Annotated in this window: 21 protein-coding genes; 1 reads left to right on the top strand and 20 read right to left on the bottom strand. The window is 40.6% G+C overall.

Annotated features, from left to right (window positions below; genetic code table 11):
* Window positions 1–35: 35 nt before the first annotated feature.
* From DXC04_RS05610 to mtaB, 6 genes are read right to left on the bottom strand one after another with little or no spacing between them, the layout of a single operon-like run.
* Window positions 36–1,703, bottom strand: a complete 1,668-nt coding sequence (locus tag DXC04_RS05610; RefSeq protein WP_118660350.1) for a ribonuclease J — start codon at window positions 1,701–1,703, stop codon at window positions 36–38.
* A gap of 27 nt (window positions 1,704–1,730) precedes the next feature.
* Window positions 1,731–2,186 carry a Fur family transcriptional regulator gene (locus tag DXC04_RS05605; RefSeq protein ID WP_021861607.1) on the bottom strand — a complete coding sequence of 152 codons (456 nt, stop codon included), beginning with the start codon at window positions 2,184–2,186 and terminating at the stop codon, window positions 1,731–1,733.
* Between the two features lie 7 nt (window positions 2,187–2,193).
* The gene (locus DXC04_RS05600) at window positions 2,194–2,454 is read right to left on the bottom strand and encodes a DUF1292 domain-containing protein (RefSeq protein ID WP_117538145.1); all 261 of its coding nucleotides are present in this window, start codon (window positions 2,452–2,454) and stop codon (window positions 2,194–2,196) included.
* A 12-nt stretch (window positions 2,455–2,466) separates the two neighbouring features.
* A complete protein-coding gene (gene ruvX / locus DXC04_RS05595; protein WP_117538144.1) occupies window positions 2,467–2,889 on the bottom strand; it encodes a Holliday junction resolvase RuvX in 423 nt (140 codons plus the stop codon).
* A gap of 5 nt (window positions 2,890–2,894) precedes the next feature.
* The gene (locus DXC04_RS05590; RefSeq protein ID WP_021861610.1) at window positions 2,895–3,158 is read right to left on the bottom strand and encodes an IreB family regulatory phosphoprotein; all 264 of its coding nucleotides are present in this window, start codon (window positions 3,156–3,158) and stop codon (window positions 2,895–2,897) included.
* A 58-nt stretch (window positions 3,159–3,216) separates the two neighbouring features.
* Entirely contained in the window at window positions 3,217–4,497 is a 1,281-nt protein-coding gene (gene mtaB / locus DXC04_RS05585) for a tRNA (N(6)-L-threonylcarbamoyladenosine(37)-C(2))-methylthiotransferase MtaB (RefSeq protein ID WP_118660348.1), read from the bottom strand.
* Between the two features lie 102 nt (window positions 4,498–4,599).
* On the opposite strand from mtaB, the gene DXC04_RS05580 reads away from it, so the two are divergent.
* Entirely contained in the window at window positions 4,600–4,836 is a 237-nt protein-coding gene (locus DXC04_RS05580) for an HPr family phosphocarrier protein (RefSeq protein WP_021861612.1), read from the top strand.
* A gap of 48 nt (window positions 4,837–4,884) precedes the next feature.
* Here the strand turns inward: DXC04_RS05580 and thiI are convergent, their stop codons facing one another.
* The 14 genes from thiI to DXC04_RS05510 all read right to left on the bottom strand — a co-directional run bounded on the left by thiI (window position 4,885) and on the right by DXC04_RS05510 (window position 23,281).
* Complete coding sequence (gene thiI, locus DXC04_RS05575; protein ID WP_021861613.1) at window positions 4,885–6,069, bottom strand: tRNA uracil 4-sulfurtransferase ThiI; 1,185 nt, start codon at window positions 6,067–6,069, stop codon at window positions 4,885–4,887.
* Between the two features lie 29 nt (window positions 6,070–6,098).
* Complete coding sequence (locus DXC04_RS05570; protein ID WP_118660346.1) at window positions 6,099–7,256, bottom strand: cysteine desulfurase family protein; 1,158 nt, start codon at window positions 7,254–7,256, stop codon at window positions 6,099–6,101.
* Between the two features lie 39 nt (window positions 7,257–7,295).
* Window positions 7,296–8,033 carry a 16S rRNA (uracil(1498)-N(3))-methyltransferase gene (locus tag DXC04_RS05565; protein ID WP_118660344.1) on the bottom strand — a complete coding sequence of 246 codons (738 nt, stop codon included), beginning with the start codon at window positions 8,031–8,033 and terminating at the stop codon, window positions 7,296–7,298.
* 34 nt (window positions 8,034–8,067) lie between these two features.
* Window positions 8,068–9,024 carry a 50S ribosomal protein L11 methyltransferase gene (gene prmA / locus DXC04_RS05560; RefSeq protein WP_021861616.1) on the bottom strand — a complete coding sequence of 319 codons (957 nt, stop codon included), beginning with the start codon at window positions 9,022–9,024 and terminating at the stop codon, window positions 8,068–8,070.
* 95 nt (window positions 9,025–9,119) lie between these two features.
* Entirely contained in the window at window positions 9,120–10,718 is a 1,599-nt protein-coding gene (locus DXC04_RS05555) for a cohesin domain-containing protein (protein WP_021861617.1), read from the bottom strand.
* A gap of 28 nt (window positions 10,719–10,746) precedes the next feature.
* Window positions 10,747–11,979 carry an LCP family protein gene (locus DXC04_RS05550; protein WP_118287753.1) on the bottom strand — a complete coding sequence of 411 codons (1,233 nt, stop codon included), beginning with the start codon at window positions 11,977–11,979 and terminating at the stop codon, window positions 10,747–10,749.
* Window positions 11,980–12,048: 69 nt separating this feature from the next.
* Entirely contained in the window at window positions 12,049–13,146 is a 1,098-nt protein-coding gene (glf, locus tag DXC04_RS05545) for a UDP-galactopyranose mutase (RefSeq protein WP_118660342.1), read from the bottom strand.
* 96 nt (window positions 13,147–13,242) lie between these two features.
* Window positions 13,243–14,709 carry an LCP family protein gene (locus tag DXC04_RS05540; protein ID WP_118287751.1) on the bottom strand — a complete coding sequence of 489 codons (1,467 nt, stop codon included), beginning with the start codon at window positions 14,707–14,709 and terminating at the stop codon, window positions 13,243–13,245.
* A gap of 24 nt (window positions 14,710–14,733) precedes the next feature.
* Window positions 14,734–16,629: a GH25 family lysozyme gene (locus tag DXC04_RS05535; RefSeq protein WP_118660340.1), complete on the bottom strand. Its 1,896-nt coding sequence runs from the start codon at window positions 16,627–16,629 to the stop codon at window positions 14,734–14,736.
* Between the two features lie 69 nt (window positions 16,630–16,698).
* Window positions 16,699–18,306 (bottom strand): GH25 family lysozyme, encoded by a 1,608-nt coding sequence (locus DXC04_RS05530; RefSeq protein ID WP_118660338.1) that lies wholly within the window; start codon window positions 18,304–18,306, stop codon window positions 16,699–16,701.
* Window positions 18,307–18,489: 183 nt separating this feature from the next.
* Window positions 18,490–18,900, bottom strand: coding sequence for a GtrA family protein (locus tag DXC04_RS05525; protein WP_021861623.1), 411 nt, complete (start codon window positions 18,898–18,900; stop codon window positions 18,490–18,492).
* Between the two features lie 60 nt (window positions 18,901–18,960).
* Complete coding sequence (locus tag DXC04_RS05520; protein ID WP_118660398.1) at window positions 18,961–19,983, bottom strand: glycosyltransferase family 2 protein; 1,023 nt, start codon at window positions 19,981–19,983, stop codon at window positions 18,961–18,963.
* A 21-nt stretch (window positions 19,984–20,004) separates the two neighbouring features.
* Window positions 20,005–22,182 (bottom strand): hypothetical protein, encoded by a 2,178-nt coding sequence (locus DXC04_RS05515; RefSeq protein WP_199692527.1) that lies wholly within the window; start codon window positions 22,180–22,182, stop codon window positions 20,005–20,007.
* A 196-nt stretch (window positions 22,183–22,378) separates the two neighbouring features.
* Window positions 22,379–23,281, bottom strand: coding sequence for a hypothetical protein (locus tag DXC04_RS05510; RefSeq protein WP_118660334.1), 903 nt, complete (start codon window positions 23,279–23,281; stop codon window positions 22,379–22,381).
* Between the last annotated feature and the right edge of the window lie 19 nt (window positions 23,282–23,300).

The raw sequence follows: 23,300 nt of genomic DNA, 5'->3' as shown, positions 1-23,300 counted from the left end.
CGTAGTAAAGACTGCTCTACTACGTCCTTTTTCTTCTATACGTCCATAATGATCGGAAGGATCATCGGTTTACGTTTTGTTCTCTTCCAGATAAACTCATTCATCGTATCACGGATCACAAGCTTAATCTTGCTCCAGTCCGCATTTCTCTGATGTGTCAGACAATCTTCCACGGCATTTGTCAGAACATTGCGTGCCTCTTCCATCAATCCTTCAGATTCTCTTACATATACAAATCCTCTGGATACAATATCCGGTCCCGCAAGCAACTGATTACTTCCTTTCTCAAGCGTCAGCACAACGATCAAAATTCCGTCTTCAGCAAGGTGCTGACGGTCTCTCAACACAATATTCCCAACATCTCCAACGCCAAGTCCGTCTACAAGGATCTCGCCTGTGTGAACCTTATCCACAACTTTTGCTTCATTCTCACTGACTTCCAGTACATCTCCGGACTGTAACAGGAAAATATTTTTCTTCGGAATACCCAGGGATCTTGCTACTCCCGCATTGGCCTTCAAATGACGGTATTCTCCATGAACCGGAATCGCATATTTCGGTTTTACAAGAGAATAAATAAGCTTCAGTTCTTCCTGGCAGGCATGCCCGGATACATGTGCATCCTGGAAAATAACATTGGCACCTTTGGAAGAAAGCTCATTAATAACCTTGGAAACAGATTTTTCATTTCCAGGAATCGGATTAGAACTGAAAATAACTGTATCACCCGGCATAATTGTAACCTTCTTATGCACATCTGCCGCCATACGCGACAGTGCTGCCATAGATTCTCCCTGACTTCCTGTCGTGATCAGGACCGTCTTCTCCGGTGGATAGTTTTTCAGCTGATCAATCTCAATCAATGTCTTGTCCGGCACATTCAGATAACCTAATTCCTGTGCAACCTGAATGATATTTACCATACTTCGTCCTTCTACAACAACCTTACGGTTGTATTTGCATGCAGAGTTAATGATCTGCTGAACACGATCTACATTTGAAGCGAATGTAGCAATAATAATTCTCGTATTCTGATGCTCTGCAAAAATATGGTCAAATGTAATTCCTACTGTACGCTCTGACTGAGTAAATCCCGGTCTCTCTGCATTCGTACTGTCTGACATCAGCGCCAGAACGCCTTTTTTGCCAATCTCTGCGAAACGCTGCAAATCGATTGCATCTCCGAATACAGGCGTATAGTCTACTTTGAAGTCTCCAGTATGCACAACAATACCTGCCGGAGAGTAAATTGCAAGCGCTGCTGCATCCTGAATGCTGTGATTTGTTTTAATAAATTCAATCCTGAACTTGCCAAGATTAATAGACTGTCCATGTCTGACTACTTTTCTGCGCGTACTGCGGAGAAGATTATGCTCTGAGAGCTTCTTCTCAATAATTCCCATTGTCAATTTCGTTGCATAAATCGGAAGATTCATCTCACGAAGTACATAAGATAATGCTCCAATATGATCCTCGTGTCCGTGTGTGATCACAAATCCTTTTACTTTCTGAATGTTCTCTTTCAGATATGTCACATCCGGAATAACGAGATCGATTCCGAGCATATCATCTTCTGGGAATGCAAGACCGCAGTCCACAACAATAATACTGTCTTCAAACTCAAAGGCAGTAATGTTCATTCCGATCTTCTCCAGACCTCCAAGCGGAATGATACGCAATTTTCCGTTGTTTTCTCTTTTCAATTTAACACCTCCATGTGCCTCTCCGTACTACTTTTTCCGGCATTTTTTACACTGTCCGTAGAATTTCAGCTCATGGTCCAACACATGGAATCCTGTCTCTTCCTCAATATGACGTTCTAGTCCGTCCAGCAGATCGTCCCTGAAAGGGAACACTTTTCCACATGTTTTACAGATCAGATGATGGTGATGATGGTGTGGCTCACCCTCTCCGTCATTTGCCTCACCAATCTCATATCGCACACATCCGTCATCCAGATTGATCTTATCCACCAACTGCATCTCGAGCAAAAGCTGCACTGTCCTGTATATCGTCGCCAGTCCAATCTCCGGATAGTCTTCTTTTACAAGTTCATAGATATCCTCCGCAGTCATGTGTCTGTCCCGATGTGCGGCAAGGACTTCCAGAACGAGCAATCTCTGGTTTGTAACTTTCAAACCTTTTTCTTTCAGCATTTGTTTAAACTTTTCCTGACTGATAGACATAAAGTTCTTACCTTTCAATCTCAATATCTTCCAGTAACTCCTCGAACACTTTTAAAATTGCTGACAATTCTTTCTCGTCTTCTACAATCTCATAAATGCTCTCTTTTTCTTCTTCCGCTGATGTATCTTTTAAAATTAAACACTCTGCATCGTCTTCTTCTGAATCCGTCACAAGAATGTAAGACACTCCATTTAATTTCGTCTGTTCCAACACAAAGAATTCTGTCTCTTCCTGCAGTTCATCCGATGTAAATCTTATTTTTTCCATACAAAAAACACCTCACGACTTTACCGAGTCCAAGTATCCCTGCAAAATAAATACTGCAGCAATTTTATCGATATATTTTTTGCGGTCCTCTCGTCTGATATTGCTTTCGATCAGGGTACGTTCCGCTTCCATTGTTGTAAGTCTTTCGTCCCACATCTGCACTTCCAGACCTGTCCGTCTTTTTAACATCTCTGCGAATTCCATTGACTTCTCAGCTCTGATTCCAATGTCATTGTTCATATGCTTTGGCAACCCGATGACGATCTTCTCCACCTGATACTCTTCGATCAGAGCCTCAATTCTTGCACAGGTCTTACGCAGCTTGTTCTCATCTTTGCGTGTAATTGTCTCAATTCCCTGCGCAGTAATGCCAAGTGGATCGCTGATTGCAACGCCCACCGTCTTCGAGCCGTAATCCAGTCCCATTATTCTCATAGATATTATACCCACTTGTTGTGCTCAATATACGTCTTGAGCATCTCTTCCACCAGTTCGTCCCGCTCCATCTTCATGATCAGGCTTCTGGCTCCGTTATAACTTGTAATATAAGTCGGATCTCCTGACATAATATATCCAACGATCTGGTTGACCGGATTGTATCCCTTCTCAACCAATGCCCGATAGACAATTTCCAGAATATCTTTTGCCTGAATCTGCGGGCCGCTTTCTACCTGGAAAAACTGTGTACTGCTTAAATCTTTCATATACTCACGTCCTTCAAAAATACTTTTCATTTTATTCTAACTTATTAACACCGAAAATTCAATGTATTATTTGCAAACGGCTCTCAATTTCTACATTTATGAGCTGATTTGCCAGATTTTTTTCTGTTTTATATCCAATTTTTACATATTCCTTCGTATGCCCGATCTGCCAGATTCCGTCTTCTCTCTCTATAGCTTCTTCCATCAGCACTTCCTGTGTAGTTCCGATCAGTTCTTCCTCAAAGCGGCTCTGTTTCTCTTCACTTAATGCAATCAGTACTTTGCTTCGCTCTGCCTTGATCTGCTCCGGTACCTGATTCGGCATAACGGCAGCTTTTGTACCTTCTCTTCTAGAATATTTAAAAATATGTGTCTCATAGAAATCAATGCTATCTACAAACGCCCTGGACTCTTCAAATTCTTCCGGTGTCTCTCCCGGAAATCCAGTGATCACATCGGTTGTAAGTGCCGGATGTGCAAAATATTTGCGCAGGAGCTGACATTTTGCAGCATATTCTTCTGCCGTATATCTACGATTCATTCTGCGAAGTGTCGCATTACATCCGCTTTGCAGAGACAGGTGAAAATGTGGGCACACCTTCGGCAGTGCGGAAATCGTCCGGACAAACTCTTCCGTGATAATCCCCGGTTCCAGTGAGCCAAGACGGATACGGTGGATTCCATCCACTTCGTGTACAGCCAGAATAAGAGAAAGCAGGCTATCCTCTATATCTACTCCGTAAGAGCTCAGATGGATTCCGGTCAGTACGACTTCCTTATAACCATTTGCAGCAAGTGTCTTTACTTCCTCGATCACATCTTCTTTGGCACGGCTTCGCACTCTTCCTCTTGCATACGGAATAATACAGTAAGAGCAGAACTGATTACATCCGTCCTGTACTTTGATATACGCTCTTGTATGCTCTCCTGTACGGCTCAGATGAAGATTCTCATACTCCTTTGTATGTCCGATATCAATAAGATCGGTTGTTCTTTCTCTCTCCTCTTCGTACTGTTTGAGGATCTCCACAATATCTTTCTTTTTATTATTACCAATCACAATATCAATGCAATCGTCCACTTCCTGATTCTCAGTCTGCACATAACAGCCGGTTGCCACTACGATTGCATCCGGATTCATCTTTCTTGCCTTGTGCAGCATCTGTCTGGACTTACGGTCCGCAATGTTTGTAACTGTGCATGTATTGACTACATAAACATCTGCACCTTCTTTGAACGGCACGATCTCATAACCGTTTTTTTCCAGAAGCTCCTGCATGGCTTCTGTTTCATATGCATTTACTTTACATCCAAGATTATGCAATGCTGCTTTCTTCATAATTTTCTTTTTTCCTCTCTTTACAAATTATTCCTTGACTTTTTGACTACAAAAAACTAAGATAAACGTGTAGAAAAAAATGAAACCAAGGAGGTATATTCAATGAAAACAGTTAAAATTTCTTTGAATTCCATTGACAAAGTAAAATCTTTCGTAAATGAAATCACAAAATATGATTATGATTTTGATTTAGTATCCGGCAGATACGTGATCGATGCCAAATCCATCATGGGTATCTTCAGTCTGGATTTATCTAAGAGCATTGACCTCAACATCCATGCTGATGACAGCGAAATCGACAAGATCCTCGAAACATTAAAACCATACATCGTAGAGTAATTATTTTTAACCTTTAAAAGAATGTGCCGGAGCACATTCTTTTTTATTTTACGGTGTTACTTCAATCACTTCTACTGTATCGATTGCTTCCTGAACCATAGCATCGATCTTCTCAGCCAATTTCTCCTCTGATCTGCGAATCACTTCTATATTCGGCTTTGTAACCGGATGTTTAGCCACAAAAATCGTACAGCAGTCTTCGTACGGCTGAATCGATGTCTCATAAGTGTCGATCTTCTCTGAAATATCTACAATCTCCTGTTTGTCAAATCCAATGACCGGACGATATACCGGAAGTGTGCATACATCATTTGTCGCTGCAAGGCTATGCATTGTCTGACTTGCGACCTGACCAATGCTCTCTCCTGTGATCATTCCAAGACATCCGTCTGCTTTTGCAAAATGTTCTGCAATCCGCATCATATAACGACGCATAATGATCGTCAGCTCATCATGCGGACACTGATCATAAATATAGAGCTGGATATCTGTAAAGTTTACCACATGAAGCTTGATCGGTCCGGAATATCTTGCTACAATCTTTGCAAGGTCTACAACCTTCTGCTTTGCACGTTCACTTGTATACGGTGGTGCATGGAAATAAGTTGCTTCCAGTCCAACTCCACGTTTGGAGATCATATAGCCGGCAACCGGGCTGTCAATGCCGCCTGACAGAAGAAGCATGGCACTTCCATTTGTTCCAACCGGCATTCCGCCTGCTCCCGGAATGATCTGTGAATACACATAAATCTCATTACGTACTTCAACATGCAGCATTACATCTGGTTTGTGCACATCTACATGTGTCTCCGGGAATGCATCCAGAATTGCCTCTCCCAGATCACAGTTGATCTCCATGGAAGTCTTCGGGTAAGATTTTCTCGCTCTTCTTGCTTCCACTTTGAAAGAAAGCTTCTTATCCGGATATACTTCATCCATATATGCAACGACATCTTTTTTCAACTGGTCAAAGCCCTGATCTTCCATCCGGACAACCGGACAGATACCTACCAGTCCGAACACTCTTTTTAAATGCTCTACTGTATCATCATAATCATATTCACCTTCACAGTCCACATAAATACGTGCCTGTGATTTATAAACAGTGAAAGTTCCTTCTACATCTTTTAAAGCGTAACGCACCTGTCTTACAAGTGCATCTTCAAAAAGATAACGGTTCTTTCCTTTAATTCCAATCTCTCCATATTTTAACAAAAAAGTATGAAATCTCATCTTATGTCTCCTTTTCGCTTCCGGACCGGTTAGTGTCTGGTATATTTTCTAAGCACCGGTACTATATTATAAAGGGTATCCAAAGTATAGTCAATCTCTTCTGATGTAGTAAATTCCGACATACTGAAGCGAAGTGTGGCATCTAAAAATTCCTGCCCTGCTCCGATTCCTTTTAACACGCCGCTCACCTGCGGATGGTTGGAAGCGCAGGCAGATCCGGAGGATATATAGATTCCCTTTTCCTCCAGTGCATGCAGGAGCACTTCGCTTCGGATACCTGCAAATCCGACACTGATAATATGCGGCGCACTCGTCTCATCATAGAGCCCATGGATCGTCGTATTTTCAATCCTGGCAATTCCTTCGATGAAATGCTCTTTCAGCTTACGCATCTTCTGCACTTTTTCATCCAGATCCTCGTAAATTGTCTTCGCTGCAAGAGACAGTCCTGCAATACCCGGAACGTTTTCCGTACCGGAGCGGATATTCTTCTGCTGTTCTCCTCCAAACAGAATTGGTTTGATCTTCACTTTGCTGTCAATATACAGCACTCCCGTTCCTTTCGGTCCATGAATCTTATGACCGCTGATGGAGCAGAGATCTACACCCAGTTTCTTCGGATGGATCCTGTATTTGCCAAATCCCTGTACTGCATCTACATGAAACAGAATATTTTTATTATATGCTTTCACAATACTTGCCGCTTCTGCGACCGGCTGTACAGAACCAACTTCATTATTTACATACATCACAGACACCAGTATCGTTTCATCACAGAGTGCCTCCTTCAATGCCTCTAACTGCACTCTTCCATAACGGTCAACCGGAAGAAATGTAACCCGGAATCCCTGTTCTTCCAGATAGCGCATCGTATTGATGATCGCAGGATGTTCAATTCCTGTCGTGATCAGATGATTACCTGCGCGTCTGTTTGCCATTGCTGTTCCGATCAGCGCTAGATTATCACTCTCTGTTCCTCCAGATGTGAAAAATATTTCTTTTTCCTGTACTTTTAAAAGTCTGGCAAATGTCTCTTTTGCATCTTTTATATATTGTTCTGCTTCAACGCCTTTTCTGTGCAGAGAAGATGGATTGCCATAATCTTCGCACATCACATGCGCAACCAGTTTTCCGACACTGTCGTAAGCTCTGGTTGTTGCTGAATTGTCCAGATAAACTTCTTTCATGTTCTTCTCTCCTGCTTATTTTCACTATTAGCTTATGTATCATTCTTCCAAATGGAACATAAGTACCGACAACGTTGTAAGTCCCGCTGTCTCCGTTCTTAAAATCCTCTTTCCCAGTGTGATCGTATGTGCGCCTGCCGCCAGTGCCTGTTCGATCTCTGCTTCTTCAAATCCGCCTTCCGGTCCGATAAATATCCCAACGCTCTGCCCCGGCCATATTTTCTTAAGAAGTGTTTTTGTTTCTTTCATACCTTCTGCACATTCATACGGTACGAGAATGATATCCAGCTGCTTTGCCTGTTCCAGTGCTTCTTTAAACGTACACACCGGTATAACTTCCGGGATTACACTCCGGCCGGACTGCTTTGCCGCACTTCTGGAAATTTCCTGCCATCGTTCCTGCTTCTTTGCTGCCTTTTTCGCATCCAATTTTACAACGCAGCGCTTCATGGAAACCGGAACAATCTGATAAGCTCCAAGTTCTACCGACTTCTGCACGATCCACTCCATCTTTTCCTGCTTTGGCAGTCCCTGGAACAGATAAATTCTGGATGGAAGTTCTGTACTGCTCTCTTCCTGCGATTCTATTTTAAGTACGGCCTCCTTATCTTCATAAGAATCAATCACACACTGGTATGTCTTTCCAGCTCCGTCACTGACTGTCACACGTTCCCCCGCATGCATACGCAGAACGTTCTTCATATGATTCACATCCGAACCATTCAGACGTATCCACTCACCTTCTGCCTGGGACGGTTCAATAAAAAAATGCTGCATCTTTTTTTCTCCTGTCTGAGCTGCCTGTTTTTATTTATGCATTTTTACGTGCGACAACAGAAACCCATTCCCCCTGGTGGTTCACTTCCAGGACTTCCAGTCCTGCCGCCTTTACAGCCTCTGTTACAACTGTTTCTTTGTCCTCAATGATACCACTTGTAATATATACAGCTCCCGGTTTCATCTGGTGTACGATTACCGGAGTCAGTGGCTCCAGAACATCCGCAAGGATGTTAGCAAGTACAATGTCGTATTTTTCATATCCGACAGCATCCTGCACGTCTTTATCATCAATAATATTACCGATCATAACTTCATATTGATCTTTTACTATACCGTTTACTTCCATATTTTCATGGGTGGCATCAAGCGCACACGGATCAAGATCTGTTCCGATGGAATGTCCTGCACCAAACTTCAGTGCAAGCATACCCAGGATACCACTTCCGCATCCTACATCCAGAACAAGATCTCCATTTTTTACATATTTTCTCAGCGCACGGATACAAAGTTGTGTTGTTTCATGCATTCCTGTACCAAAAGCTGTACCCGGATCAATGTGGATCACCAGTTTATCACTGTCTTCTGCTTTTACATCTTCCCAGGATGGAATTACAAGGATATCATCAATATAGAACTGATGGAAATACTGTTTCCAGTTATTTACCCAGTCCACATCTTCTGTCTCGGATTCCTCAATCGTTGCATCTCCTACATCTACATATGCACGCATCTGTTCCATTTCTTCCCTTACCTGTGCAAGGATCGTTCCTGCATCCAGATCCGGGTCAAGATAAAATGTGAGATAGGCAACTCCGTCATCTTCCGGAATATCTGGTAATATATCCACAAACATCTGCTCTTTGTCCTGCTGTGTAAGCGGGATCTTATCTTCAATCTGCACGCCTTCGATTCCAAGATCCGCCAGCATGCTGCTAACAATATCTTCTGCTTCAGTTGTTGTTTTTAATCGGAATTGATTCCATTTCATGATTTTCTCTCCTTCATACAATATATCATCCGTTATATTAACATTGCTCAAAAGCTCCAGCTCTTCCAAACCCAGGAACAGCCAGAGCTTCACAATTAATCAAGGTCAATGAAATCCACCTTAAAGGTATCATCATCTTCCATATGCCCTCTCTTCTTTTTCGGTGTCTCTCCGAGAAGATCATCTAAATCATCAATCGTAAGTTCTTCTCTTGGAGTATATCCGGCAAATACATTTTTATCCAGATTGCCGTAATCATCCTCTTCATAAGTAATCTCTCCGAATTCGTCTTCGTCATAAGCATCGTATTCGTCTTCAAAATCATCTTCGTCATAAGCATCTTCATACGCGTCTTCTGCATCATATGCATCATAATCATCTTCTACATATGCTTCTTCAAATGTATCTCCATCATCTACATTATCAAAATCTTCTCCGTCGTAAGTTTCAAAATCATCTTCATCTGATTGTTTTTTCTTGCCAAAACGAGATTCTTTTTTATTCTTCTTTTCTTTTTTGTTTTTTACCGGTACCGGCTCTTCTTCCACATCAATACCGTACTCATCATAAAGCTCATCTAACTCTGCATTACGGTTATGCAGTTTGATACCAAGAATAATAAGGATCAGTAAAAGAACAATTGCTCCGATTCCTCCTGCAAGAATAATCATCTGTAAATGATCATTTACAAATGCCGGAAGCTTGTTGGAAGTAGTTTTACTGGATGTATCTGTCTTAGAAGTCTCAGACGGATCATCCATTCTCTGGTAAGTATTCTCCTGGGAATCATACTGATAATATCCGGTCTCGCCTTTGTTATTCATTGCATACAGGACATAATAATCTGTACTGTCACTATTCTGCCATACCGGAAATTCTTTATCATTTAAAGTCAGCTTTGCTTCCTGATAATTCGATGGAAGCTTTACTTTGGACGTATCGCTCAGCACAACAATAGATGTACTGTCAGAAATACTGACTTCCTCATATGGAGAAAAAGTTGCATCTTCTTCATTATACATGAAAAAGTCACCTTTTTTATCACTGTCCATCAAATAACCAAGTGTAATGCCACTGTCTTCATTCTTCACCATCTGACGGTCTTCTCCGTCCAGTGAAACAGTCACTCTGGAATATCCCGTCGGAACATCATTATCTGAAAATTCATCTGTCAGCGTATAAGACTTTCCATTTACTTTTACAGTCTTATCTGCTGCATTTCCAGCTTTGCTGCTCTTGGAATCACTTTTTATCTTGGATGGATCACCCGCTGCAATCTTAACTGTTGAATTCCCCTGATCCAGTGTCAGTGTCGTACCGACATCGGACGCAATCGTTGCGCCGGAAACTTCAACCTTGGTACTTCCTTCTTTTAACGCCTGAAACTTCATTGTAAAAGAAGTTTCTGTAGAGCCGCCGGTTCCTGTATAAGTCAGTGCTCCGCCATTTTCCTTCACACCATCTCCAGATTCAAATTTCAATGAAGCCGTATCATAGCTCAACTTCACTTCCATATTTCCAAGGCTTGAACTTGTGGAGCGTACTACACATTTCACTTCTACTTCATCACCAACTGCTGTGCTTGGATCTGTAAAAGAGATTCTTCCATCTGCTGCATGTGCAACGAAAGAAAAACAAGACACGCACAGACAGAGAGTCAATAAAGCTGCACTGAGTTTCTTAAATGCTTTCATGTTCTTTCTATTCCTCCTAAATCAACTTTTATTCTGTCCCGCCACCAGTTGTATTATTATTACTTTTACTATTTCCGGAGTCACTGGTTGAGTTTGTAATCACCGGTTTATTACTGTTATTGTTATTGTTACTATTACTGTTATTATCTGTATTCGTCTCTTCTTCTGTATTCATATTCGCCGGACGTACAACATTCGTCAGATTGGAAATCTCTGTTGAAATCATCTGCACTGTAGAAGATACCGTTTTTGTCTCGTTCGGGTACAGGAACTTATGCAATTCTTCTACATTCTCAGCCAGTCCAAGCGGTACAACAACATCTCCTGCAGTCCTGTAGATAATTCCATCCGTCTTCTCAAACGGGAAGCCCTGACTGTCACCCAGCTTATAACTTGAGGCACTCGCCGCAAGCGAAAGTACTTCTTTCAGCGAAAAACTCGTAGATACCTGCGGAAATATCTTATCCACAATCTTATTAAGTGTACCAATGTCTGCTTTAATACCTTTCTCGTACAACTTCTTAATCACAAGACGCTGTCTCTCTGTACGCTTGTAATCTCCGCCTTCCAGCTTACGAAGTCTTGCATATGTTACAGCCTGCGGTCCATCCAGTGTATAGACACCACCGCCATTTAACTTATGCGCCTTCTTCTTGGATGCTTTTGCTGTCTCACCGACATACTTATTCAGCATCTTCGCTTCCGGATCGGTTACCTGTATCTTAATTCCGCCAAGCATATCTACCACATCAGACATTGCTTTGAAATCGACGGTTGCATAATCCTGAATATCCAGGTCCAGATTCTTGTTCAGCATGTTGATTGCTGCTTTCGGACCGCCTGAAAAATATGCATGATTCGCTTTATTATAGGTATTATCATCCTGCTGCAGAAGCGTATCTCGGTAAATGGACGCCATACGGATCACACCTTCTTTGTGGTCAAGCGCTACAACTATGATCGTATCCGTGCGCGTACCGGCTTCCAGTTCTCCTTCTCTGGAGTCGCCTCCGAATAACGCTACTGTTGTATATCCTTCCTTCTTCACTCCGGAATTGATTTTAATATCATCTGAGTTAATCTCTACACGCTGGAACTTGTCATACTTCGCCATGACAAAAGCTGTTGCGGACAATGCGAGCAATATGATCACTTCGATTGCCAGTACGATTGCACGCCTTCTTCTTCTGTTCCTTCGCTTTTTTCTGGCCTTGGCAGCCTGCACTGCTTTAAGGTTTCTCTGATTCCTCTTCTTTGCCATATCAAGCCTCACTTTTCTTTTTATAGAAAATACTACAATATATTACTATATTTTCGCAAAAAGTGCAACCTAAATTAACTCTTCTTTCGTAACCCGAAGAGCTTCTGCTACGACATGGTGCATATCCATGTATTTATATGTTCCAAGTCTTCCTCCAAAAATGACTTTCTTTTCTTCCTTTGCAAGTTCCTCATAAGAATGATACAGCATATTATTCTTCTCATTATTTACCGGATAATAAGGCTCATCACCTTTCTTCCATGCTGCAGGATATTCTCTGGATATGACTGTCTTATCCTGTGTGCCAAACTCGAAATGCTTGTGTTCAATGATTCTTGTGTACGGTACTTCGTATTCCGTATAATTTACAACTGCATTTCCCTGATAATTCGGCTGATCCAGTACTTCCGTTTCAAAAGAAACACTGCGGTACTCCAGTTCTCCGAACTGATATCCATAATATGCATCGATCGGGCCGGTATATACTACTTTCTCTGCAAGTGCATCCAGTTCGTCTTTGTGTTCCAGGTAATCCACACCAAGTCTTACTTCTGCCTTTTCAAGCATCTTCTCGATCATAGCTGTATATCCACCAATCGGGATTCCCTGATAAATATCATTAAAATAATTATTATCATAAATATACCGCACCGGCAGACGTTTAATAATCTCCGGTGGAAGCTCTGTTGCGCGATGCCCCCACTGCTTCTCTGTATATCCTTTGATCAGTTTCTCATAAATATCTTTTCCGACCAGGTTGAGTGCCTGTTCTTCCAGATTCGCCGGATGCTCTGTGCGATAAGCTGCTGCCTGTTCTTCAATCTTCGCTTTTGCCTCTGCCGGTGTCACAACACCCCACAGTTTATTGAATGTGTTCATATTAAATGGAAGATTATAGATTTCTCCTTTATAATTCGCTACCGGACTGTTCGTATAACGGTTGAACTCTGCAAACTGCTGTACATACTCCCAGACTTCTCTGTTGCTTGTATGGAAAATGTGCGCTCCATACTGGTGAACCTGAATTCCTTCAACTTCTTTTGTATAAATATTTCCACCAATATGATCTCTTTTCTCCACTACCAGACATTGTTTTCCTTTTTTTCCCGCTTCATACGCGAAAATGGATCCGAATAAACCAGATCCGACAATTAAATAATCATACATCATTTTTCCACCCGTTTTTCTACACTTTTTTGTGTTTATTCTAACAAAAAAAGGATGTACATGTCAATTATGTACACCCTTTCCTTATTATTTTACTTATTCTGCTTCGTTTTCACTGCTTCCGCCTCCGGTATTGCCGTCTCCGGATTCACTGCTTCCGCCTCCGGATTCACTGTTTCCATCTCCGGTGTTACTTCCAGAGTTTCCGCCTGTACTGCCTCCGGTATTTCCACCTGTGTTGCCTCCGGTATTTCCACCTGTGCTGCCTCCGGTATTTCCAGAATGATTTCCCGAATTGTTATTCTTATTGCTGTTGTTATTTTTATTACTGTTTGTACCGCTGTTTCCGTTGTTACGATTACTGTTCGTATTATTATGGTAACTGCTGTTGTTATTCTTATAAGACCTTGTCGGTGTATACTTATTCGACTCCTGTGCCTTATCTTCCGGCGCTGTCTTATATGTCTTACTGTTCAACGTCGAACTGCTTTCTGCCTGTCTCTGTCCGACTCTTGCAACAACTGCATTGCTGATTGTCTTCACTTCACTGGATGTTTTGTAATTTTCATCATCATACAGAAACTTATGCAGTTCTTTTACATTGTTGTCCAGTTTTACCGGAATAACGATACTTCCCAGTCCGGAAATCGTATCTGTCGTTTTTTCAAATGGGAATCCGGATGAGGCACCGATCTTATACTTTGTAAAATCTTTCGCATAAGAGAGGATCTCTGCTGCTGAAAAGTTTGTCTTAATTGTCGGAAGTAATTTATCAATGATCTTGTTGATCGTAGCAAAATCTGATTTCTGTGCCTTCTCAACGATCTTCTGGATAACGAGACGCTGTCTCTCCGTTCGTGTGAAATCCCCGCCCGCTGTTGAACGGATACGTGCATAGGTTGTCGCCTGCACGCCATTGAGATGCTGTTTTCCAGGCTTGGTAACTTTCTTTGCCTTTTTCTTTGCAACTCTGGCTGTCTCACCAACAAACTTATTCAGATACTGGATCTCTTCTTTTTTCACATTTATATCCAGACCACCAAGTAAGTCTATCGTTTCTGAAATAGCTGCAAAATCCACAGTTGCAAACTTTTCAATATCCAGATCCAGATTCTTATTCAGCATATTGATTGCCTGTGTCGGACCACCGAAACTATATGCTGCATTACATTTCTGCAGGTGTCCGTCTTTGATGTCCAGAAGAGTATCTCTGTAAACACTGGACATACGTACTTCTTTTGTCTTATTATTCAGACTTGCTACAATAATACAGTCTGTTCTGGTTCCTTTTTCCAGCTCACCGCTTCTGGAATCGATTCCGAAAAGTGCTACATTCGTATAACCTTCCCCGGTCTCTTCTGCTTCTTTGTTCACCTGGATATCTGCCGCATCGATTTCCTCCGTGTCAAGTTTGCCAAGCTTGGCTGCCACAAATATCACGCCGCTTGCCGCAAGACAAAGCACCAAACTTCCCATACAGAGTGCAATCTTCTTTCCTATGCTTAGACGCGAGAACCAGTTTCCTGCTCTTCTTCTGCGTCTTCTGCGCCTCTTTCCTGCCATGTTGTACCCCATTTCTTCTTAAATTTATCTTGTCATGCCATTCTTCGGATTCGAGTAAAATCCATAAACCTTTTTCGTCCCGTTCTTCTGATATGCACGTATTTTATACTTGTACTTTGTACGCTTTTTCAGTCCTTTATCCGTATAAGAAACAGTTTTTGGATTCGTGAGCGTTTTTATCTTTTTATACGCTTTCTTCTTCGTATTATAGCGGACAATCTCATACCCATCCACACCGATAATCTGTTTCCAGCTTAGTTTTATTTTACTTTTTGAAACAGCCTGTGTCTTAAGAGATGGAAAACCAATGCGTGCTCCCGCACCGGTCTTTATGTAGCTTTTCATTACATATCCCGTCTTCTTCGTTCCGTTCAGCTTCGCTGTAACTTTATACCAACCGCCGCGTGCTCCTGTTACCGATACTGTTTTTCCTCTTGTAAGAGTTCCCTGGCTCTTATAAGAAGTAGATGGTCCTTTGCGGAAATTCACACTTGAAACGCTGACTCTTCCTGTCTCTGCTTTCTTCGTTACCGCTTTTGCTTCTGTATACCCGCTGTATCCTTTTACGCCACTTACCGATTTATATGCACGAATCCGGTATGTATAGGTCTTAGAAGCATCCAGATCCGCATCTGTATAAGATAACGTCTTCGGACTTGTAACGGTCTTTATCGTAGTATAAGACTTCTTCGCAGAATCATAACGCTGTATAATATATCCACTTGCATCTGCTGCCTGTTCCCAGCCAAGTGAAATCCGATTCAGTGCTGTTCCTTTTGCTGAAAGTGCAGTACCGTCAATTCCGGTTACACCTGTAGCTGCCGGTGTGAAAGAACTGTAATCTTCCCCTGCATCTTCCTCTAAAAATGCACGAACTTTATAAGTTCCCGCCTCGCCTTTTACAAGTCCGGTATCTGTATAAGTTGTTGCATCCGCATCTTCGATCGTTGCAATCTTTACATATTTGCCTGCTGTATTTTTCTTAAAAACTTCATAGCCGGATGCATGCTCGATCGGAGCCCACTGTATCGTAATACTGTCCTGTGTTGTCTTTTTTATCTTCAAAGTTTCCTGCTGTTTTACATAACGGAAATTCATATCTACATTATTATCATTGATTCCGCTTATTCTACCAGTCGGGCTATACTGCCAATATTCGTATGTTCTTCCATAAGTAACTTTCGTATTATACTGTGCCAGCCAGATCTTATATTTACCATCGATCTGATCTGCATACATATCATTTGTCAGCATCGAACGATTCGCATAAACCATCGGTGTGTAGCCTTTGGATGCAACTCTTGCGCAAAACGCATTGCAGATCTTCGTCTTCTTCGCTCTGCTGAGTTTCGCAGTTGCCAGTCTTCCCAGCGTCGGCGTTACATATTCGTAATCCAAGACAATCGGAAGCTTTAATTTGTAATTGCTGACTTTTGAAATAATATAATCCGCTTCTTCTCTCGCTTCTTTCTCTGTGATCGCCTGTGAGAAAATATAAGCGCCAACCGGGATGCCCGCATTGATCGCTGCCGGAATATAATTATCTACCTGCTTGTCCGGATATAATTTTCCTTCTCCGTAAGAGCGGTATCCCGCACGGATGATCGCAAACTGCACACCGGCAGCCTTTACTTTCTTCCAATCAATATTCCCCTGATGATAAGATACATCAATTCCGGTCTGGATCTCATATCCGTCTTTAAACTTAGACGCATGCTGATATTTCGAATTGTTGATCACTGCTCTTGCTTTTGCCGAAGCAGGTGTATCATAAAATTCCGGTGCAATCTTTCCGTTCAGACGGTAATCTCCCGGGTCACCATCTTCAGGTATCTCTGCGGCTTTTGTACAAAACGGAAGCATGGAAATACTTACACACATTGTCAGAAGCGCCGCCAGTATTCTTGTTCTCTTTTTCATTCTACTTTTATAATCTCCTCATATTCTGGTATTGCCTGTCATTCCATGAAAGTTAAACTAATTTTTAATTTACAATATACTTACATAACTTGTCAACATATAGCCTGTCTTTTTCTTGCCTTTTACAGAAAATGAGATTTTATACCAGCTTCCCTTTGTTCCTATCACCGAAATCTCTGTTCCTTTTGTAAGAGTTGTCACTTTTTTATAAGAAGTTCCCGGATCTTTACGCACATTGACATTCGTTGCATTTACTTTTGCCTGACGCGATGTGATCTTCACATAATCATCTAAAATATAGCCTGTTTTACTCTTTCCGTTTATACTTGCTTTTACTTTATACCAGCTTCCACTCTTCCCAGTCAGAGTAACATTTTTCCCTTTTTTCAACTGCGCGATCTTTGCTTTAGAAATTGATGCGCCTTTACGGAAATTTACATTACTGCCTTTGATTTTTCCGGAAACCGCTTTTTTCGTAGTCGCTTTCACAGCCGAAGTATAGGAACTGTACACTGTTGTTCCGTTTGCTTTCTTATATGCACGGACACGATATTTGTATGTCGTTGCTGCATTTAAACCTGTATGATTGTAGGACACTGTAGAACCATTGCTAATCGTCTTTATTGTCTCGTAGGCTTTTTTTGAGCTATTGTATTTTTGAATCTTATAACCGCTTGCTCCGTTCACTTTACTCCAGGATAATTTTACCGTATAAAAATTCTTTCCGGATGCTTTAAGAGCCGGAGTCTTCAATGTTCCGGATGCTGTTGTGTCTGAAGTATCTTTTTTTATATAGCGGAAGTTCATATCCACCCTTCCGCTGATTCCATCCACAGCTCCGGCCGCAGAATATTGCCAGAAATTATAATCTCCGGTATACGTCGTTTTAGATGTATAATTGGCAAGCCAGATCATATAGTTTTTGCTGATATCGGATGCATTTAACTTATTTTTCAACATATCAGCATTTGCATATACCATCGGTGTGTAGCCTTTAGATGCCACTCTCGCGCAAAATGCATTGCATATGGCAGTTGCCTTTGATTTGCTTAATTTGGCATCATAGAGACGTCCTTCATTCTTCCCGCTATCACTGTAATATTCAAAATCCATCACCAGTGGCAGTGTAATCTTATATCCTTTTACCTGGGAAATCAGAAGATCTGCTTCTGCTTTTGCCTCTGCTTCCGTCGTTGCCTGTGAAAATATGTATGCCCCTACAGGAATTCCTGCTGCAAGCGCGTTTTTCAGATTTGTCACACCTGTTTCATCTATTCCCATGGATCCGGCAGAGCCATATCCGCGGTAAGCCATACGCACCAGCGCAAACTTAACTCCGGCTTTTTTCGCTCTGCCCCAGTCAATCTTTCCATTCCATTTGGATACATCGACTCCGGTCTGGATTGTATAACCGCTCTTGAACTTATCTGCATGCTCATAGTTCGCCGTTGTTCTTGCCATTGACTGTTCACCAAAAAATTCCGGTGCAATATGTCCGGCTAATCTTCCGGCTCCCGGATCGTCTGCTCCGTTCACATTAGAAGCTTCTGTATTTTCCGTTTCCTGTGTTACTGTTGTTTCTGCCGTCGCATCCTGCGCATATACAGATGCCGGAACTGCGGTCACACAAAGTGCCAGTGCGGTCATCATTGCTACAAGTATATTCCGCTTCTTCATATTTATTATCTCCTGTTCTATTTCCCTACACCCAAATCATCTGCAGAAACTATTTCTAACAATTTCTTTCAGATAATATCTTTACTAAAACAGAATACCGTAACAATGCGGTTATTGTCAAATTTCAGAAAGCTGTATTGGCATTTTCTATAAAATATTTTAATTATAGGAAAAAGGTGGAATTTATTCTTTTCCACCTTTAAAAACTACAAATCTCTGTCCAAAATAATTCAATCCCACAAACAGACACATTCCTGCAAACATGGCAATATTATCTTGTATCTTTGTGCCATACCCGCTGAAGATCTGATATACACATGGCTTTGCGATACCATATGCCAGAACATAACAAATTACAATATTTACAGCAAATGTTATCACTTCGCGAAGTGATTTTTCTTTACTCCGGAACGTAAAATGTTTATTCAGAAAATAACTTACAATACTTCCTATAATATAATTGCACGCGGAAGCAATCCAGTATCCGGTATGGAATCCATTATACAGCAAAAACATTACCGCTGATCCCACCAGTGTATTGATCACTCCGACGATCAAAAATTTTATTGTTACCCAATCAATTACTTTCTTCATCTTTTTTTCGTTCTTCCCTCTTTTGTTTTCTTTTTCTATTACCTTTTATTCTCTCTCATTTTACTTTTTATCAGTTCCCATATCCTGCTTGGCATCTGTATCTTTGTAAGTACGCTCACTGATAATGTAACGTGGGCGATGCTTAGTCTCCAGATAAATCTTTCCGATATATTCTCCGATCACACCAAGAAATAACATCTGGATTCCACCAATAAAACATACAATACAGGTTACACTTGCCCATCCCGGAGTGGTCTCTCCAACCAGCGCACCGATCACTGCCCAAAGGATTCCGATAAAGCTCAGACTTGCGACAAGCAAGCCAAAGGAAGTGATCAATCGAATCGGCTTCACTGACAGACTTGTAATCCCATCAAAGGCAAGCGCAAGCATTTTCTTTAAAGGATAATGGCTTTCTCCGGCGATACGCTCTGCTCTTTCATAATATACAGACGTACTTTTAAAACCAACAAGTGGAACCATGCCACGAAGGAAAATGTTTACTTCTTTATAATTCGCAAATTCCTGTAATACACGACTGGAAATCAGGCGATAATCTGCATGATTATAAACAACCTCTGCTCCCATCCAGTTTAATAACTTATAAAATCCTTCTGCCGTAAACCGCTTAAAAACTGTATCCGTATCTCGTTTTGAACGTACGCCATACACAACTTCACAGCCATCCAGATACGCATCTACCATACGATCCATGGCGTTAATATCATCTTGTCCGTCGCAATCAATCGAAATTGTAATATCACACTGGTCTTTTGCTTCCATAAGACCTGCCAGTACAGCATTCTGATGTCCTCGGTTCCGACTCTGGCAGATTCCAATATAATGCGGATCTTCTGCTGAGAGTTTCCGGATAATATCCCATGTTGAATCTTTTGATCCATCATTTACAAATAATATCCGGCTGTCATCTGTAATCTTTTCTTCTGTTACTAACTGCTGAATCTTTGCCAGAAACTGTTTACTGGTAATCGGCAGTACTTCCTCTTCATTGTAACACGGAATCACAATATAAAGAGTTGGTGTTTTCTCTCTGATATTCTTTATTTCTATATTGTTCTCCATATTTGTTTCTGCCTTCATCTGCTATCGCTCTCCTCTCTCAACATTTTCATTGCAGCGTTTTTTAGGTATTATTACCAGAACAATTGCTGTCCACAGTAAAAAGATTCCTGCTATTACCAGCATCTGTTTTTTGTCACACCACGGCTCTTTTGTCTCTTTATACACTTGCAGATACAAATTTTCAAAATGATTTCTTCCATCTACTTCCAATTTCCCTTTATAACTGTGCATATAAAACTCTTTTCTATACCACACCCGTAATTTGCCTTTATGAGGTTTTTTATTCCAGATTCGTAAATGATAATCCTTATTCTCTTTAGTTGGTGTTACTTTTGGAAATTTAAGTATGACACTTCCATGCTCTCCCACCTTATCAGCCTGTATTTTTCCTCGGTAAATCCGGTTTCCCTTCTCATCTGTTAATTGTACCTGCAAAATATCATTAAACTCTTTTGCACGGTCTCCGGCACTTACGATCAATCCAATTCTGTTAAATGAATGTAATGCCTCAAACTTCTGATTTATATGGACTGTTTTTCCTACATCTTCCATCTTCTTTGCAGATGTTCCATTAATACAGTGCACACTCCACTGATACACAGGAATTTTAGATTTTCTCATCTGTTCTCCACTTACAAGGCAGATACAGATCACACACACAAGAAGCACCAGTTCTGTCCAGCCACATTTATATGCATATTTCTCATCCCTTTTCTGAAATAACTTTTCCTTACTCTCATCAATCCCTGCCATTCCCAATAATAGAAACAGCATCACAAATGGCATACCGTAAGAGCTTTTTATTTCCCAGATACAATAAAAAAGAATTCCACCTAATATAGATACTGCCCAGAATACCTGAAGGATATCTTCTTTTTTCCTTTTCAGCAGTCTCCATAATGCCAGACACAGAAAAGCCATATTAGAGATCCTGAATCCATAGCAGTATTCCCGGAACAGATCGAATCTGCTTCCTAATATCCATGTGTACAGCGGTGTATTCTTCTGATCCTGCGAAATTTTTTCTATCAGGTCTCCTCCATCCGCATAACACCACGAAACCATAAGTTTCTTCTGTTCAAAAGCCATCAGTTCACTGAAACTGTAACTTTTATAATTTTTTATCATCCGGTCAACTGTCGCCTGTGTTTTCTCTTCTTTTGTCCTGAACTGATGTGTATAAGCATAATCTTCTTTATTGTGCTCTCCGTCTCCATGTGACGCCATCATTAACCAATGTGTAATTGGATAATTCTGTGCTGAGACTGTTTCAAAATACGATTGGTTTAATCCCGATATGCCATGCGAAACTACAATTCCTATAAGCAGTACGATTCCAAAGCTCTGTATACTTTCTTTTATTTTCTTTTTTCCAATAAGCTGATCCAAAATATAACAGAAAACAAATGCAATCATCGGGATCATTACCGTTGGACGGATATAATAACCGGTTATTCCGAATACAGCAAACAATATTGCAGAAATAACTCTGTCTTTCCATGACTCTTCTTTCAGAAGTCTGACTCCGAAATAAATTACTGCCGCCGTAAAAGGGATGGAAAATGAGCAGGTATATATCCACATTGGCAAAATATAATAAATCGGATTCAACACACATAATGTCAGAATTTTCGCTCCGCCTTTTAAACCTCCGATACGAATTCCTGTCAAATATAAAAATATTGTCGCAATAATCATTCCTGCCACAGATAAAGCTAACAGAGCAAACTGTACTTCTGTGATCCCGGCACGGGACAACATATTGATAAATTTTGCAAATATAACAGTCAGGAAATAATTATTGGAAAACATTCCGAAATAAGATGCATGCGGTGCTGTATCAGAAATCGGCTTTTCTCCTGTCTTTGCGAGATACATTGCCATATCCTGCATGTTATATGCATCTGTAGACGAAAATGGAAGAAAATTACTAAGAATAACTCCGAAACCAACTAATAATATCACAAATAATATTCCCGTGTATATCCAGAGTCCCTTTTTCCCCATCTTGTCCAAACATCTGAAGAGGATGAGCAGAGAACTGCCAAGCAACAATGCAATAAGAATTGGAAGCAGCAACCGCATTACCGGTGACAAAATACCTGCAAACACCTGGCTTTGTGCTGTCACGATTGTCCCTGCTTCTATAAATACAATAAAAAATAAAGTTAATGCCATAACGGCTTTATATAAATTCAATTGTAATTTGATTCTAAAAGTATGCATATCTTTCTACTCTCGTATTTTATACCTCTATGATTTGTTCTTTTCGTAGTCTAGCACACTTTTTCCATTTATATGTCCATCTTCTGTAAAGCTTCAACAATTCTTAATATTATCTTCAGAAATTGTGGAAAAGGGAGCGACTTAATCGTTCCGCTCCCTTTTTATTACATTAATAGTAATATCTAACTTTATCAGCATCACGTTCATTAATTTTTTCATTTCCTGTAAAATACATTCTTCCACCAGAAGAAAAATCAACGCTTTCTACTTCATAAAACGAATAATCTGTCGACGGTCTATCAAGATCAATTGTTTTTTCATATACAGCTCCCACATATTTATTAGACTCATTCTGCTTTAATCTGTACTTCAATACTCTATTTTTTACACATTGTTTATCAATTTTATTAGACGTAACAACAAAAACATGTTTTCTTTCATCATCTATCTTTATCCCTATATCTTGGCCTGTATTGTATCCATTAGCATTATCTAAAATTTTAAAAACATGATCTTCCCGAGCTTTCTTTTCCTGTTTATTAAACTTATAAACACCATATTGCTTAGTACCATCCTCCAATTTTTCACGCACTAGAAAACTTCCATTCTCGATATGCGCTATGCCATATACTTTATTCTTAAGTATCTTATTATTATTATCTTTTATGACACAAGTCAAACGACTTTCAATAGTTCCGTCTTCATTAAGATGTAACAAAAATATTCTATTATCTCCAGCCACCATATAAATATATGAATTATAATAACTCAATCCATTTGGATGTTCAGGTTTTTCTAATTTATAGGTCGGTTTCCAGACATAATATTCTTGTTTCAATTTTCCATTTTCATAAAAACGAACAGACACACTGTCTTCTTCTGGATTATTCTTAGATTCCTTTGTTCTTAATATGTATACTTGTTTACTAGTTTTTCCCAAAGCCATTCCCTGTGTATTGCTCGGATTTTTCATCTCAAAACAAATCTTTTGTGCAGCATGTCCCTTTAAGCACACCGGCATACTCAATACTAATGTCATAGACACTATTTTTATTATAATTTTCTTTTTCATCTTTTTCTCCCAAATGATC

This window comes from Dorea sp. OM07-5 (assembly GCF_003481355.1).
GTDB lineage: Bacteria > Bacillota > Clostridia > Lachnospirales > Lachnospiraceae > Dorea_D > Dorea_D hominis.
Note: the sequence above shows the minus strand (reverse complement) of the source record. Positions and strands in the feature narration are given on the sequence as shown.